Source organism: Limnobacter olei, assembly GCF_029087225.1.
In the GTDB taxonomy this organism is placed as follows: Bacteria; Pseudomonadota; Gammaproteobacteria; order Burkholderiales; family Burkholderiaceae_B; genus Limnobacter; species Limnobacter olei.
The window spans coordinates 188,636-204,000 of record NZ_JARFJD010000002.1 but is presented as its reverse complement, the minus strand read 5'-3'; the positions used below and the strand labels follow the sequence as shown (position 1 = coordinate 204,000).

General features: G+C 52.0%; 18 protein-coding genes. 8 read left to right on the top strand and 10 right to left on the bottom strand.

The genetic code is table 11. The features are described 5' to 3' along the window. Position 1: 1 nt before the first annotated feature. The 10 genes from PY990_RS01080 to PY990_RS01035 form a co-directional block, all read right to left on the bottom strand. Positions 2-490: a nuclear transport factor 2 family protein gene (locus PY990_RS01080; protein WP_275270032.1), complete on the bottom strand. Its 489-nt coding sequence runs from the start codon at positions 488-490 to the stop codon at positions 2-4. After that, positions 474-1,283 carry an SDR family NAD(P)-dependent oxidoreductase gene (locus PY990_RS01075; protein ID WP_275270031.1) on the bottom strand — a complete coding sequence of 270 codons (810 nt, stop codon included), beginning with the start codon at positions 1,281-1,283 and terminating at the stop codon, positions 474-476. Before PY990_RS01075 ends, PY990_RS01080 begins: the two co-directional genes overlap by 17 nt. Positions 1,284-1,295: 12 nt before the next feature. Beyond that, a complete protein-coding gene (locus PY990_RS01070) occupies positions 1,296-1,874 on the bottom strand; it encodes a DUF3833 domain-containing protein (protein WP_275270030.1) in 579 nt (192 codons plus the stop codon). Continuing rightward, positions 1,871-3,256 (bottom strand): MFS transporter, encoded by a 1,386-nt coding sequence (locus PY990_RS01065; protein WP_275270029.1) that lies wholly within the window; start codon positions 3,254-3,256, stop codon positions 1,871-1,873. Before PY990_RS01065 ends, PY990_RS01070 begins: the two co-directional genes overlap by 4 nt. A gap of 15 nt (positions 3,257-3,271) precedes the next feature. Then, positions 3,272-3,841, bottom strand: a complete 570-nt coding sequence (locus PY990_RS01060) for a chalcone isomerase family protein (protein WP_275270028.1) — start codon at positions 3,839-3,841, stop codon at positions 3,272-3,274. Next, a complete protein-coding gene (locus PY990_RS01055; protein ID WP_275270027.1) occupies positions 3,838-5,064 on the bottom strand; it encodes an SAM-dependent methyltransferase in 1,227 nt (408 codons plus the stop codon). The genes PY990_RS01060 and PY990_RS01055 overlap by 4 nt, the downstream gene beginning before the upstream one ends. Further along, a complete protein-coding gene (locus PY990_RS01050; RefSeq protein WP_275270026.1) occupies positions 5,061-5,879 on the bottom strand; it encodes a DUF1365 domain-containing protein in 819 nt (272 codons plus the stop codon). Before PY990_RS01050 ends, PY990_RS01055 begins: the two co-directional genes overlap by 4 nt. Further along, positions 5,879-7,192: an NAD(P)/FAD-dependent oxidoreductase gene (locus PY990_RS01045; RefSeq protein ID WP_275270025.1), complete on the bottom strand. Its 1,314-nt coding sequence runs from the start codon at positions 7,190-7,192 to the stop codon at positions 5,879-5,881. The genes PY990_RS01050 and PY990_RS01045 overlap by 1 nt, the downstream gene beginning before the upstream one ends. 106 nt (positions 7,193-7,298) lie before the next feature. After that, the gene (gene folE2 / locus PY990_RS01040; protein ID WP_275270024.1) at positions 7,299-8,102 is read right to left on the bottom strand and encodes a GTP cyclohydrolase FolE2; all 804 of its coding nucleotides are present in this window, start codon (positions 8,100-8,102) and stop codon (positions 7,299-7,301) included. Between the two features lie 21 nt (positions 8,103-8,123). Next, positions 8,124-8,690, bottom strand: coding sequence for a glutathione peroxidase (locus tag PY990_RS01035; protein WP_413789476.1), 567 nt, complete (start codon positions 8,688-8,690; stop codon positions 8,124-8,126). Between the two features lie 224 nt (positions 8,691-8,914). Here PY990_RS01035 and PY990_RS01030 point away from each other — a divergent pair, with 224 nt between their 5' ends. The 8 genes from PY990_RS01030 (at position 8,915) to PY990_RS00995 (ending at position 15,362) form a co-directional block, all read left to right on the top strand. Next, positions 8,915-9,856 carry a MerR family transcriptional regulator gene (locus tag PY990_RS01030; RefSeq protein ID WP_105028343.1) on the top strand — a complete coding sequence of 314 codons (942 nt, stop codon included), beginning with the start codon at positions 8,915-8,917 and terminating at the stop codon, positions 9,854-9,856. A gap of 5 nt (positions 9,857-9,861) precedes the next feature. Then, the gene (locus PY990_RS01025; protein ID WP_275270023.1) at positions 9,862-10,038 is read left to right on the top strand and encodes a DUF2256 domain-containing protein; all 177 of its coding nucleotides are present in this window, start codon (positions 9,862-9,864) and stop codon (positions 10,036-10,038) included. A gap of 16 nt (positions 10,039-10,054) precedes the next feature. Next, positions 10,055-11,596, top strand: coding sequence for a cryptochrome/photolyase family protein (locus PY990_RS01020; protein ID WP_275270022.1), 1,542 nt, complete (start codon positions 10,055-10,057; stop codon positions 11,594-11,596). A 53-nt stretch (positions 11,597-11,649) separates the two neighbouring features. Beyond that, a complete protein-coding gene (locus tag PY990_RS01015) occupies positions 11,650-12,645 on the top strand; it encodes a glutathione S-transferase family protein (RefSeq protein WP_275270021.1) in 996 nt (331 codons plus the stop codon). 41 nt (positions 12,646-12,686) lie between these two features. Further along, the gene (locus PY990_RS01010; RefSeq protein ID WP_275270020.1) at positions 12,687-13,859 is read left to right on the top strand and encodes a multifunctional CCA tRNA nucleotidyl transferase/2'3'-cyclic phosphodiesterase/2'nucleotidase/phosphatase; all 1,173 of its coding nucleotides are present in this window, start codon (positions 12,687-12,689) and stop codon (positions 13,857-13,859) included. A 73-nt stretch (positions 13,860-13,932) separates the two neighbouring features. Next, positions 13,933-14,244 carry a quaternary ammonium compound efflux SMR transporter SugE gene (gene sugE / locus PY990_RS01005; protein WP_275270019.1) on the top strand — a complete coding sequence of 104 codons (312 nt, stop codon included), beginning with the start codon at positions 13,933-13,935 and terminating at the stop codon, positions 14,242-14,244. Next, positions 14,241-14,807: an LOG family protein gene (locus PY990_RS01000; protein WP_275270018.1), complete on the top strand. Its 567-nt coding sequence runs from the start codon at positions 14,241-14,243 to the stop codon at positions 14,805-14,807. Before sugE ends, PY990_RS01000 begins: the two co-directional genes overlap by 4 nt. Before the next feature lie 6 nt (positions 14,808-14,813). Next, on the top strand, positions 14,814-15,362 hold the full coding sequence (locus PY990_RS00995; protein WP_275270017.1) for a GNAT family N-acetyltransferase: 549 nt from the start codon (positions 14,814-14,816) through the stop codon (positions 15,360-15,362). Positions 15,363-15,365 lie beyond the last annotated feature (3 nt).

The following is a 15,365-nucleotide window of genomic DNA, read 5'->3' as shown; positions in this document are numbered from 1 at the left end:
TTTAGCCTGCCTGTTTTTTCAACCAGCGCATCAGTCCCCCCAGCATCGGGATCTTCTCGTACAACTCCTCAGCCGTGTCCCAATAGTCTCTATGTGACTGTACAAGGCCGTTTTGGTTCAACTGCAGGTGCGAAGACCCTTTGATGCACTGCACTTGTCCTACCTTGAAACGCTTCATCTCGAACAGGAAGTCCCAAGCCATAAACACTTGTTGCCCCGATTGGAATGCAGTGTGCACCACAAAGCGCGGGTTATTAACCTGATGAAACATCTCTCCAAAAATACGGGCGATGTCCTCTACCCGGTGCACTTCGTTGAACGGGTCTTTGAAATAAGCGTCACCGGCATAAAACCTGGGCATGTCAGCCACGGTTTGTTCGGTCAGGTGCTCAAAAAAATCGATTAGTCTGCGCAAAGGTTCAGACAATTGCTGACGATCCAGCGGTGCAAGGCCGCCTGTTTTCCCGGTGCTGTTACTTGCTTTGTTCATGGCCCAGTTCCGCTTTGTTTTTGTTGGCGGTCAGTTTTCGCACTGCAGCAAAGTACAGTGAATAAGGCAGTATGCGCAGGGTGCGCAGGGTGCGCGTGAATGCCTTGGGGAAATGGATTTCAAACTCTCCCTTCTCAAGGCCTGTAATAATTTCCTGCGCCGCTTTTTCTGCGGTGATTAAAAACGGCATTGGAAAAGTGTTTTTGCGGGTCAGTGGTGTGTCTACAAAGCCCGGGTTCACCACGCTTACGCCCACGTGGTGGGGCTGTAACTCCACATGCAAAGCCTCTGCCAGGTTGATCAAGGCCGCCTTGGTGGGGCCATAGGCCAGCGAATTTGGCAAACCCCGATAACCCGCCACGCTCGAAACAATCGCCAAGTGCCCCGACTTTTGTTCAAGCAGTTTGGGCAGTGCATTGGCCAGCACATACATGGTGCCGTTCAGGTTCACATCGATTTGTTGTTTTACTTTTTCAATGTCGAATTCTGCAACCGACATTTCCGAGTAAGTGCCTGCCATCAGCACGATCAAATCCACGCCACCCCAAGCGGCGATTACATTGTCGAAAGCCGTTTGCACAGCAGTTTGTTGGGTGATGTCCAGGGGCAGGGCGGTGGCATGTTGTAACTCACCAGCCAGTGTGGTCAGTTTGTCTGCACTGCGCGCCGACAACATTTGTTTGCAGCCGAGTTGGTCTAGCTGACGGGCCAAGGCTTCACCAATGCCGGTGGAAGCGCCCACCAGCCACACCCGCTTGTTTTGCCACTGGGTCAGTTTCGGGTTAAAGCTCATGCGGATTCCTTCTTAATCTCGTTTGCGAAAGCTCAAGAGTACCTCGCCCAATTCAATTCCGAATTTGCTCATGGTGGCACGGTTGAGCATCACCTTGTCATCCATCTGGTACATCCAGTCATCGAACTGCACTTCATAGGTGGTGCCGTCGACTGGCAGCAGCATGGTGTATTTCCATTGAAATGCATTGCCTGAAGTTTCACCATTGGCTTGCCCCAGCACATCGCCGGCGGTGCCAGTGTACTTGTTGCCGTCTTTTTTCAATGTCCACACCCGTTTTTGGGTGGTGCCATCGGAGTAAGTAAAGTCTTCATCCAGCACGCCGGTGTTGCCATCCCAGGTGCACTTCATGACCACGGTGAAGCGCTTCACCACTTTACCCGAGCGGTCTTGAAACACACCCCATGCATCAATGGTGCCATTGAAATATTCTTTCAAGTCCAACACCGGTTTTTCCTGTGCATAGTCTGCTGGTTGCGGGCTTGCGCAAGCGGTTAAAACCAACGCACCTGCCAGGGCTAAAAATGCCAGTTGCAGCTTACTAGCCCATTGCTGTGCCCATTGTTTTACCCATTGCTTTGCGATAGTCATGCTGTACTCCCAATTGCGGTGTTGCTTGTTGTTCGGTTCAGGCTGGCCAGGCCACTGCGGCCCAATAGCACAATGGCCAGCAACTTCAAGGCGCAGGGCACCAAGGCATAAACCCACAGCAGTGGGTCGTTGGCCAGTTGTTGCAGCAAGCCCATGTTTTGGTAAGACTCGGTTTTTGCCATGTCGGCTGAATAGCTGAACCACTGCAAGGTGCCCAGTGCAAAGCTGGGTGCCAAGGCCAGGTTGAATTTGTTGATCCAGTTCCAAAGCCCAAAGTAAGTGCCTTCGGTTTTGCCTCGCTCACCGTTTTCTTCAATCAGGCGGGCTACCAGGGCTGCGGGTAGTGACAAATCGGCACCCAAGGCAAAGCCGGTGACTATGCATACCAACAGGTAGCCTGCCAAGTCGCCTTCACCCAGCACAACTACAATGATGAAGGCGGGTATGGACAACACCATGCCTAATAACCATGAGCGCGCCAGACCAATTTTACTGGCCAGCCATACCCAAAATACTGTGGATGCAGCACCCACTAAAAAGTACACAGCCAGCACCCATTGATCCGAATCGCCCAAGCCAAGGCGATCGCGCATGTAAAAAGGCACCAACGTGGCAGGCAGTGCAGCGGCCAGACCGTTGCACAGAAACACACCCATTAACTTGCGAAAGTTTCGTCGACGCAAGGGTTGCACGATGTCGGCAAAGCCTTTGCGAATCGCAGCAGCCGCGCTGGCCTGCGCGTTGTTGAAAGTTTCAGCAAATGGGCTCGCGGCTTGTTGTGCCGTTCGATCGGGTTGGGGCGAAAATTTCAGCAACAAAAACATGCCCAGTATCAGCATGATCGCGAACACTGTGAATATCAACCCAGCATTCGTCTCTAGTGCCAGCGATACTGCGAACACAACGCCCAGAATGCCCACGCCCTCGCGCACCGCGACATAGGTTGAGCGCTCTTTGTCAGTATGGCCAAGCTCAGCTCCCCAAGCCTGGTAAGCGATGCTGGCAAAGCTGTAGCCAAGGTGCACCACGATCAAGCTCACCATCAGGCTGGCTGCATATTCAGTGGGTGTACCGCCCACAGGGAAAAACACACCTGCCATGCCCAGCAACAACAAAGGCACAGCCAGCAGCAAGGGCAGGGCGTAGCGGTTTCCCTGCCCGCTGCGTCGGTCAACCCACAAGCCGATGGCGGGGTCAAGCACTGCATCGAGCAGGCGCGATAACAGCAAAATGATACCCACCCAAGCGGAAGGTACTTCGTAAATGCGGGAGTACAGGTAGGGTACCTGAATGTAAATGGGCACGGCCACCGCGCCCAGGGCCCAGCCCAGAAGGCCGTAGTTAAGCAGGTCTTTGGCGCTGGTGCGGGGCAGTTGGTTCATGTCGGCGAGGCCGTATCAGCGCTTCAAACCAATCAATTCGCGGCGCATTTCAGGCGCAGAAGTTTTTGGGTCCAGCCAAATACCCATGAAAGCCTCGGCAAGTTCTGGGTCGTCCACTTTGGCCAGCGGCAAACCATTGCGGAAAAATTGAACTCCCTTGCCCGGTGTAAAAAGGGCACTCAAGGTGTGGCCTTTTTTTACGTCCGGAAAAATCTCGTTCAGTTTCACCAGCCAGCCTTGGCGCTGTACTTCGGTGCCCGCACCAATTTCTTCCATTTCATCAATGCTGCGTTCGGCAATGTCGCTGCCTTCAAAATCGCGTGCGTATTTCAGTTCAAGCCAGGAGGGGTCACGCTTGTAGTTAAATCCTTCGGGGTCGGCGTTCGACCACAATTGCCCGTCATACACCCGTAAACCGAACCAGCGCAGTGTACCGTAGCCCATCAGCTTTGCATTCTCAATGGTTTGCGTGACCTGTTTGGGCGGGTCATTCAAGTTGCTGTTGGCCAGCGCCAAGGGTGCAGTGCCCAGCAGTACCAGGCACAGCAATGCGCGTTGAATGAACTGAACCGAAAACAACTTCATTGATTCTCCACTTTCTCGAGATAAAACTGAATGACATCGGTGCTTTCATATTCAAAGCCGGCTTCACAGTAAGCCAGGTAAAACTCCCAGGTGCGAATGAACGGATCATCAAAGCCCTGGTTTTTCACCTGTTCCAGTGTTTTCATGAATTGCACTCGCCACCGGCGCAATGTTTCAGCATAGTCTTTTCCAAAGGCTTTTTCCGACACCACGCGCAAACCGTGCTTTTCTGCCATGGCTCTGAACTTGGCGGGCGAAGGCAACATGCCACCCGGGAAAATATACTGCTGAATAAAATCGGTGCCTTTGCGGTAACGGTCAAACAGTTCGTCTTGAATCACGATGGTTTGAATGGCCGCTTTGCCGCCCGTCTTCAGAAGGCGATTCACCGACTGAAAATACGCTGGCCAGTATTCTTCGCCCACGGCTTCAAACATTTCAATCGATGCAATGTGGTCAAACTGGCCACGGCAATCCCGGTAATCTTGCAGGCGGAAGTCGGCTTGTTCCGCAAAACCCTGTTTGGCCAAGCGCGTTTTGGCGTAAGCCAGTTGCTCCGTTGACAAGGTCAGGCCCACCAGGTTGGCGCCTGCAGCACATGCTTTCTCGGCAAAACCACCCCATCCGCATCCAATTTCCAGAACCTGCTCACCGGCCTTGGGGCTCAGGTAGTTGAGCATGGCTTGGTATTTGGCGTGCTGGGCTTGTTCCAAACTCAAGCTGCTGTCACCGTCAAACAGTGCACTGGAGTAAGTCATTGTGGGGTCTAGCCACAACTGGTAAAACGGATTGCCCAAATCGTAATGGGCATGAATATTTTTCTTGGCTTGTGCTTTGGTATTGCGGTTTAGCAGGTGTTTGATTTTGTAGGCAATGCCACCCAGAAAACTGCCATAAATAACGGTTTCTACTGCTTTGCGGTTTTCCAGAAACACACCAAGAACAGAGGCAATATCGTGTGTTTCCCATTCGCCTGCAATGTAGGCCTCGGCAAAACCAATATCGCCTGCCTTCAAAGCCCGCTGGCACACAGCCCACGAGTTCAGCTTGATTTTCGCGCTGGGTTGGTCTTCTTCGCCACCAAACAACAGGTGTACGCCTTCAGGAGTCACAATCTCCAGGCGGCCTTTTTTCAGTTTGGTCAGCAATTTCAGGGTCCACTGGGCCGACGAGGGTGCGTGGCTAGGCAGTTGGAACTGGGAAAAAGTAATGGCTTGAGTCATGCTTCGAGTTCAGTCTGCGTAATAGTTTGACGGGGTGGTGCGGGCTTGCCGTGAAACTTTGCGCCTTTGAGCAGGAGTTTCACCGCTTGCCAATGAATTTTCGCGATCACGGCCAATGTAAACCAACCGTATTTCAATAAGGTTTTACCCCAAAGCAGGGTGCTTGGATGCATCAGTTCTCCGCTCACGCTGGTGCTGAGCTGTTGAACTTGTTCTTCAAAATAGTTAATGCGCGCCAGTGAGTGGTCTGCACTGCTGACAAACCGAAACTCATAACGACCCGACACCGGGAAAAAAGGTGACACATGAAATTCTTTCCTGGCATGCAGCAGCATGCCTTTGTTCAATGGGGCCTTGCTTTCCGGGGCCGTCAGCAAATAGAAGTGTCGTTCACCAAAGGTATTGTTCACCTCGCACATTACGGCACGGCACTGTTGCGCGTCATCGTGGAAATACCAAAAACTGACCGGGTTGAATACGTAGCCCAGCACCTTGGGGAAGGTGTGCAAATGCACAGGGCCTTGAAGTGCCAAGCCTGTTTCCAATTCAACCTTGCGCACTAAATTACAAACAAACTCGGGAAACTTCAGCGTGTGCGCCTCGAACCCGTAATTGTGTGCCGACACCGACACCAAACCCTTGCCGTCAATTACCGGGTAAGCATGTGTGGGTTTTGAATCGGATTGAGTCGAAAAAACAAGACGAACAAAGCAGGCGCCCGTAGTAAAACCATTTGCTTTGGGAAGCGCCCGGTGATGTTTCACCATGCCCCAAGCCAGTTTCACTTCATTGAGTTGAAAACGCCCTCGCGCCATCAAGCCGCCTTTTGTGTGGTTTTTGTCAACTTGTCGATCACCGCGCGCGCGGCATTCAAGCCAGACGTATGTCCATCTTCGTGAAAACCATATTTCATCCACGCACCTGCCAGATAGACATGGTTCAAGCCCTGAAGTTCGGCCAATGCTTGTTGGGCCTGAACCGCAGACACATCAAAAACGGGGTGCGAATAATGAATTTCCCTGAATACCTGCATTGGGTCGGGCTGAATAATTGGGTTCAGTGTCACGAAAATTGGCGTTTTCACTGGCAGTGGTTGAAGCAGATTGCTCCAGTAGGTAACCGACACACTGGGTTGAGGATTCAGCACATCACTCAAATAATTCCAGGATGACCATGTGCTGCGGGTTTTGGGCATCAGTTTTACATCGGTGTGCAAGTACGCCACGTTGGCTTGGTACTTGATGTGTTGTAACTGGTTTTTCTGGGCCTCGTTGCCTTTGAGCATGCCCAGTGTTTCATCGCTGTGGCAGGCCAAAATCACATAATCAAATTCCTGCTCGCCCAATTTCGTTTTTACAGTCGGTTTTGTACCTGTGGAATTTACTTCCAGCACGGGGGTGCTCTGGTGTACCTCGTCGACAAAAGGCAATATTTTTTGCACGTAATTGCGCGCGCCGTTCTTAACAGTGAACCACTTGGGTCTGTCGTTCACCTGCAACAAACCGTGGTTGTGGCAAAACTGAATGAATGTGGCCAAAGGGAAGGCAAGCATTTGTTCGCTGGGGCAAGACCAAATTGCAGCGGCCATCGGGATCAAATACCAGTCTCGGAATTCTGCGCTGTATTTTTCCTCGATCAGGTAGTCGCCCAAATGCATTTTCGCCTTGCTTTGGAACAGGGCCGCACGCCCTGCATCGGCCACCATTGCGGTGGCCTCTTTGTTAAATCGCAAAATATCCAGCAGCATGCGAATAAAACGGGGGCGCAACAAATTGCGGCGTTGCGCAAACACCGTGTTCAGGTTTGTGCCTGCCCATTCAATATTCAATTCAGGCAAGCACACTGAGAAGGACATATCCGATTCCACGGTTTCAACCGAAAGTTCATCGAACAGGCGAATCAGGTTGGGGTAGGTGCGTTCGTTGTACACCAGAAAGCCGGTGTCCACCGCCACTTGCTTGCCTTCCACTTCGATGTCCACCGTGTTGGTATGGCCCCCAATGTAATCGTTGGCTTCGAACAGTGTGGTGTGCGCGTGGTCGCGCAGAGCATGGGCGGCGGTCAGGCCGGAAATTCCGCCACCCACAATGGCAACTTTGGGCAGTAATTCTTTTGAATTCTTGATCATGTGTACTCAAAATAGAAAAAGCGAGGGTATACCAGCATCCTAACCTTTTATTTACTGCAGTAAGTGAAGTTGGTCCTGGCTTTTTGAGCCAGAACCAGCTTACTTATTAATTTTGTTTGCGTTTATCTTCTTCAATCCAGGCCACGGCAGAGTGGTTGTGGATCGATTCAAAGTTTTCGCTTTCAATGCGGTATGCCAAAACTTTCTTGCTGGCCCTAAGGCGAATGGCGACATCACGCACCAGGTCTTCAACAAACTTGGGGTTGTCATAAGCGCGCTCTGTCACATATTTTTCGTCAGGGCGCTTCAGCAAGCCCCACAGTTCACAAGAGGCCGATTCTTCCGCCATGCGGATCAGTTCTTCCACGGCAATACTGTCTGCCACCAGTGCTCGAATCGTGATGTGACTGCGTTGGTTGTGGGCGCCATACTCGGAAATTTTCTTGGAGCAGGGGCACAGGCTGGTCACGGGCACCACCACCGTCATGAACACGTCTGTGTTTGCGCCATTGTTGTCGGCTTCCAAAGTCACTTCATAGTCCAGCAGGCTGGCTACACCCGATACGGGTGCAACCTTCCGCACGAAATAAGGAAATTTCATGGTGATGGTGCCAGCGTTTGAATCCAGACGTTGAAGCATGTCGCGCATCATTTGCTTCATACCCGCAGGCGTCAATGCACTTTCCTGGGTTTGAAGAATTTCAAGGAAACGCGACATGTGCGTTCCTTTCACGTCGCCGGGCAGGAACACCGACATGTCGATGGTGGCCACTGAAGGTTGTGGGCCTTCCAGTGTTTCCACAATGATAGGGTGCTTGATCGCGCGCACCCCCACTCGTTGAATGGCGATGTTGCGTTTGTCTGCACGTGATTGTTCGTCAGGTAAAAAAAGTCCGTCCGGTGCATTCATGATGAAGCGCTCCAATAATAGTTACTGCTTTGTGATTGGATGTGCATCGAGTGCACGGCGAATTGCCTGGGTAATCTGAGGGCTTGTGGGTGAGACACCGCTTTTGAAGGTGCCGACCACTTCGCCCTTGCGATTGATCAGGTATTTATGAAAATTCCAGCCGGGTTGTTCTCCGCTGGCATTGGCCAATTGTTTGTACAAAGGGTTGGCCTCATCCCCTTTCACCACGGTTTTTGCAAACATTGGAAACTTTACTCCGAATGTGTTGTTGCAAAAAGCCGCAATTTCCTTGTTCGATTTGTATTCTTGATTGCCGAAGTCGCTTGATGGAAAACCCACCACACTAAAACCTTCGGATTTGTATTGGCTATGCACTTTTTCGAGTTCTTCATACTGGCTGGTAAAACCGCAGAAGCTCGCAGTATTCACCACCAACAAGACCTGTCCCTTGAAGTTGCAAAGTGAAATCGACTTCTCGTCTTGAAGTCTGGGAAATTCATGGTTCAGCAAGGCTGGGCATTGCTGGCCGGGCTTGGCCTGGGCAGAGTTCCACAGCAGCAAGCCAAACACCGCAATCATGCCAGCCATAACCCACTGCCCAAGGTTTACCCGGACTGGACTAGACAGATGCTTGTCTTTACAATGCACATTATCCACTTGAATGTCTCTATATGTGTGGTTAAATCTCAGCCAATGTGCTAATTTGATTGGCAATCAGGCTCTGAGTTCCATTATTATTCGTTCAGTGTGGCAAGTCAATTTGTCTAGGACAAAACAAAGATGTTGAAGTTTCACCGTGGTCAGGTTCAGGTATGAATGAGCGTGCAGATTTAAGCCAACCCTCATTTTCAATTGCAGCAGTTGAGCGAGACACCGGCTTGCCCAAAGACACGCTGCGCGTCTGGGAAAAACGCTACAACTTTCCACAACCTGGTCGGGATTCTTTCGGTGAGCGTATTTACTCCATCGATCAAGTGGAGAAATTGCGAGTCATCAAAAGGCTTCTCGATGGCGGTCACCGCCCAGGGAAAATCATTGGTTTGAGTATCGACGAACTCGTCAAGTTGGCAGAGGTCAGTAGCGCGGGTTCGAGAATGAACGTGGCGCCAGACAGCCTGGACGAATTGAATGGCTACATGGAGCTCATCAAGCGCCATGATGCAGAAGAATTCCGTCAAGCCATGTCACGCCTGGCGCTAACCATGGGTCTGCGCCGTTTTGTGGTTGAAATTGTGGCGCCCATGAATGCAATGGTCGGCGATGCCTGGGCACGTGGCTACTTTGAAATTTTTGAAGAGCATATTTACACCGAAACTATTCAGGTGGTGTTGCGCAATGCCTTGAATACCATTCCTTCCACCCGAAAGGGTCCACGCGTACTGCTCACTACACTTCCCAACGAGTTGCATGGTTTGGGTTTGCTGATGGCCGAATGCATTTTTTCAATGGAAGGTGCTCAGTGCGTATCACTGGGTACCCAAACGCCCATCTATGACATTGTGTTGGCTGCCCGCGCGCAGAATATCAATATTGTGGCCTTGTCATTCTCGGTGATACAAAGTTCGCCTGCTGTGCTTGAAGCGGTTGCCGAGTTGCGCGAGAAATTGCCTCCCATGGTTGAAATTTGGTGTGGAGGTTCCTCCACAGCCCTGCGCAAAAAGCCTTCCGAAGACTTCGTGCTGCTCTCCAGCCTTGAGTCGATCAGCGAGTCTATTGCCGATTGGCGACTGCGCAACAAATTCAATCAGCAGTAACTCCAGTGTCGGGCAAGCAGCAAACTTTCAAAGGCAACAAGTCTTATTTGCCCAGCAAGCCGTGTACCGTTTGCGGCAAAGACATGACCTGGCGCAAAAGCTGGGCCAAGAACTGGGATGATGTGAAGTACTGCTCAGACGCATGCCGCAAGGCTGCGCCACGAAGAACGAGCGGCAAATAAACTGGCAGCAAACAACATGGGCAGTGACACAAAAGCAGTAGTGGTGTTGGGCGACCAACTCGATATGAACAACCCCGCGCTTCGACTCAATCCCCCGGAAAACACACACATCATCATGGTGGAGTCCGCCACCGAATCCACTGTAGTTTGGGTTCATAAGGTTCGCATTGCTTTGTTTCTCAGTGCTATGCGACATTTCGCCGATGAGTTGCGCCATGCAGGTTACACGGTGCACTACCGCACTTTGGCAGACACGGGTCGACGCAGTCTTGTGCAGGAAGTCGCTGCACTGTGCAAGCAACACGGATACACCAGCATCGACATGGCCGAGCCCGGTGAATGGCGTTTGGAGCAAGACTTCCTAACGCTTGCCAAATCGGACAATCTCAAGTTGCGTCTTCTCGAAGACTCGCATTATTTGTGCAGCCGTGCTGAATTCGCAAAGTGGGCCAGTGGCTACAAACAGATGCGCATGGAGTATTTTTATCGCGAAATGCGCAAGCGCACCGGTGTGTTGATGGAGGGTGCTGAACCTGCTGGCGGTAAATGGAATTTTGATGCGGACAATCGCAGTGCCTTTCCCAAGGCTGGTCCTGGAGACATTACACCCCCTGCATTTTTTGAACCCGATGAAATAACACAAACGGTATTTGCCGAGGTTGAAGCGAATTTTCCCGGTCACCCGGGCACATTGAAAAATTTCGCATGGCCAGTTACACGTCAACAGGCTCTGCAGGCGCTCGATGCCTTCATTGAAAACCGATTCGTCAACTTTGGCACCTATCAGGATGCGATGTGGACTGATACACCGTTCGGTTGGCATTCATTGGTTTCGAGCGCAATCAATCTGCATTTGCTCCATCCTCTCGAGGTGATTGAAAAAGCCGAAGCCGCGTACCGCGCGGGCAAGGTGGATGTAGCCAGTGCAGAAGGGTTTATTCGCCAAATTCTGGGCTGGCGTGAATTCATGCGCGGGGTGTATTGGCTCGACATGCCGAAGATGCGCGAAGACAACCATTTGCAAGCCAAACTTGATTTGCCCAAATGGTTTTGGACCGGCAATACCCAGATGAACTGCCTGAAAGATTCGATTGGCCAAACGCTCGATTACGGCTATGCACATCACATTCAACGCCTCATGGTGATTGGCAATTTTGCCTTGTTGGCCGGGCTGGTGCCACAGCAGGTGGAAGACTGGTTCTTGGCCGTGTACGTAGATGCGGTTGAATGGGTTGAGCTGCCCAATGTGGCTGGCATGGCCTTGTTTGCAAATGGCGGGCGCTTTACCAGCAAGCCCTACATTGCATCGGGTGCCTACATCAAGCGCATGAGCAACTATTGCAGCGGTTGCAAATACAACCCGGCCGAAAAAACAGGCGACAAGGCTTGCCCATTCACCACGCTGTATTGGGGATTTCTGGACCAGCATGAAAAAATGCTATCCGCCAACCCGCGAACCGGCCTGATGGCCAAAAACATTGCGCGACTGGATGAGGCCCAACGCCAGGCCCTTCGGCAAAAAGTGGCCGACACCTTCAAGAATATTGAACAACTGTAAGCCTTTGCTTTGTTAAGGTGAGGCTTTGTTGTTGCAATTCAAGGAGTAATCGCATGGGTTTGTTGGTCGATGGGCAGTGGCAAGACAAGTGGTACGACACCAGTTCAAGCGGTGGCAAATTTCAGCGAGAAAGTGCCAAGCTTCGCAACTGGGTGACTGCCGATGGCAACGCCGGGCCCAGCGGTGTGGGTGGATTCAAGGCAGAAAGTGGCCGCTACCATTTGTATGTGTCGCTTGCCTGCCCATGGGCACACCGTACCCTTGTTTTTCGCAAGTTGAAGAATCTGGAGCAGCACATAGATGTGTCGGTCGTTAGCCCGGACATGCTGAGCAATGGCTGGACCTTCAACACAGATGCGGGCAGCACTGGTGACCAATTGTTCAACAGCGAATTCATGCACCAAATTTACACGCGCAACAAAAGCGACTACTCCGGGCGGGTCACTGTGCCGGTGCTTTGGTGTAAAAAAACCAATCAAATTGTCAGCAATGAATCGTCTGAAATCATTCGCATGTTTAATTCAGCGTTCAATGAAATCACTGGCAATCACGATGATTACTACCCCGAAAACCTGGGTGCCATGATCGATCGGGTCAATGGCCTGGTTTACGACAACATTAACAACGGTGTATACCGGGCTGGCTTTGCCACTGCGCAGGGCGCTTACGAAGAAGCCTACAACGCCGTGTTCATGGCGCTTGATTCTGTCGAAAAAATCCTGGAGAACAACCGCTATTTGGTGGGGCCAAGAATGACAGAAGCGGATTGGCGCTTGTTCACCACCTTGATTCGGTTTGATGCGGTCTACCACGGCCATTTCAAGTGCAATCGCCAAAGGCTTGAAGACTTTCCAAATATATCCAACTATGTGCGCGAGTTGTATCAGTGGCCTGGCGTGGCAGAAACCGTCGATTTTTATCACATCAAACGTCATTATTACTACAGCCACGACATGATCAACCCCACACGGGTTGTGCCCGCAGGCCCAGCCATCGACTTCACCCGTGAGCACAACCGCACGCGTTTGCCTGCAAGCCACGCCGCATAATTCGGTGGTAATCTTGGGCAACATTCATTCTCGTGTTGCCCATGGCCCGTCACCCTGAACTGCAAGGTTTTCAAGTCGATTCCGCCATTGAACGATTGCCCGCCCGTGCCAAAGTGTATGTGGTGGGCGGTGCAGTTCGTGATGCGCTGATGGGTCGCACCAGCAGCGATAGGGACTGGGTGGTGGTCGGTGCGACCGTGGACAACATGCTGGCTGCTGGTTTTACTCCGGTGGGTTTAGACTTCCCTGTGTTTTTGCACCCGTGCACCCACGAAGAATATGCCCTGGCCCGCACCGAGCGCAAAAGCGGGCACGGCTACAAGGGTTTTACTTTTCATGCAGATCCTTCGGTTACCCTCGAAGAAGACTTGGCTCGCCGTGATTTCACCGTGAATGCCATGGCCATGAATGCGAAAGGTGATTTAATCGACCCATTTCAGGGGTTCGCCGACCTTCAAAACAAATGCATGCGCCATGTTAGCCCCGCTTTTTCTGAAGACCCGCTGCGAGTGCTTCGCTTGGCGCGCTTTCTGGCCCGTTTTCTCGATTTTTCAGTGGCCGAGGAAACCATGGACTTGTGCCGGGAATTGCGGGCAAGCGGCGAGTTAAAACACCTTGTGGCCGAGCGTATATACGCCGAGTTGAACAAAGGCATGGGCGAGGTGAAGCCTTCCCGCATGATCAAATTGATCAGCAAGCTCGATGCCTGGGGTGAGTTGGCACCGAGCTGCCCTGTGCCGTTTTCTGGTTTTGACAAGCCCGAATACGATCGTCTGAACGGTCTTTCCGCTACTGAAGCGCGCTGGGTTTATTGCCTTGGATTTTTCCTGGATGTTGCACAGATCAAGGCTTTGGCCAAGTCATGGCGTTTGCCGCGCAACACCGAAGATTTGGCGATCGTCACGCGTCAGTGCCTTGATTTTCTGGCGCAGTGCACGACCGATTCCAGCAGTTTTGGCAGGTTTTTCAATCAGGTCGATCTCTACAGAAAGCCAGCCCGTTTGCGGCAGATTAACCAGCTTGTGGTCCAGCTAAGTGGTACGGGGCCGGTACACGAATTTGTCGAGAAGGTTGTGGCGGAATTGGAACAAGGGCATTACAAAACTTTTGTTGGTGATAAAATTGTCAACGCCTCGCCAAGCGAACAGGTGGCCCAAGTGGCCTCGGAAGCGCGACAGGCTTGGGTCAGTGAATTACATTCCAGATACTTTTGATTCTTGAAGTGAGGACGACCTCACCGCTCAACCTTCGATCGGGGACGGCCCCATTTGCTTGATGGGAGTTGTCATGTCCTGGTTAATTCTGTTTGTAGCGGGTCTCTTTGAAATCGTTTGGGCCATTGGCCTGAAATACACCGATGGTTTCACCCGCCTAGTTCCCTCTGCCATCACCTTGATTGCCGCTGCCATCAGCTTTGGGCTGTTGGGCCTGGCCATGAAAACCCTGCCTGTTGGCACCGCGTACAGTGTCTGGGTCGGTATTGGCGCGGCTGGTACAGTGCTCATGGGTATTGTCTTGTTCAATGAGCCTGTCAATGCACTGCGCATTGGCAGCGTGGTACTGATTGTGTTGGGTGTATTGGGCTTGAAGCTGTCATGAAAAATATTTGTGTGTACTGCGGCTCCAGTGCGGGCAACCGGGTTGAATACACCGAGGGTGCGAAAGCCTTGGCCCGTGCATTGGTCGACAATAGTTTCGGCCTGGTGTACGGCGGGTCTAACTTGGGTTTGATGGGCGTGGTGGCGGAAGAGGTATTGGCTTTGGGCGGCAATGTCACTGGCATTATTCCCGAATCGCTGGTGACCAAGGAACTGGCCCACCCTGCCTTGACTGAGTTGATCGTAACTCGCAACATGCACGAGCGCAAAGCCCTCATGGCCGAGCGTTCTGATGGCTTTGTTGCTTTGCCCGGTGGTTTGGGAACTTTCGAAGAACTCTTTGAAATCCTGACCTGGGCGCAACTCAGTTTTCATCACAAGCCAGTGGGTGTGTTGAATGTGAGTGGCTATTACGACGGTTTGCTCGCCTTTCTGGATCATGCTCATCAGGAGGCATTCATTCGGCCCCAGCACCGCAATATGTTGATGGCCAATACCTGTGCATTCTCGCTGCTCGAAGCTTTCAAAACGTACAGCGCGCCCGCGGTCGTAAAGTGGGTTTAAGCGGCCATGCAACACGCTACACGATCAGCTTTTCAAATCCGGGATGCCTGCCTGGCCGACATGCCTGCTGTGCAGGCTTTGTATGCGCATTATGTACTTCATGAGCTGGCCACATTTGAGCTGGTTCCGCCGACAGTGGAAGAAATGTGTGCCCGACGGCAAGCCATACTCGAGTCCGGTCTGCCTTATCTGGTTGCACAAATCGATCAGGAGATTGTTGGTTACGCCTATGCAGCCAGTTACAGGCCCAGGCCCGCTTACCGCTACACCGTTGAAGATTCAGTGTATTTGTCACCAAACCACAAAGGCATGGGCTTGGGTGCGGCTTTGCTTGGAGAGGTCATTCGCAGGTGCGAGCAGGGCCCCTGGCGGCAAATGGTGGCAGTAATTACGCAGGGAGGCATCGCAGGTTCCGCGGAATTACACCGAAAACTGGGCTTTCTGGAAGTTGGGCGCATGCCCAACGTAGGCTACAAATTCAATCGTTGGGTGGGCACGCTCATCATGCAACGTGCTTTGGGAGAGGGTGATAATTCTTCACCCGATCCTCTTTAAGGA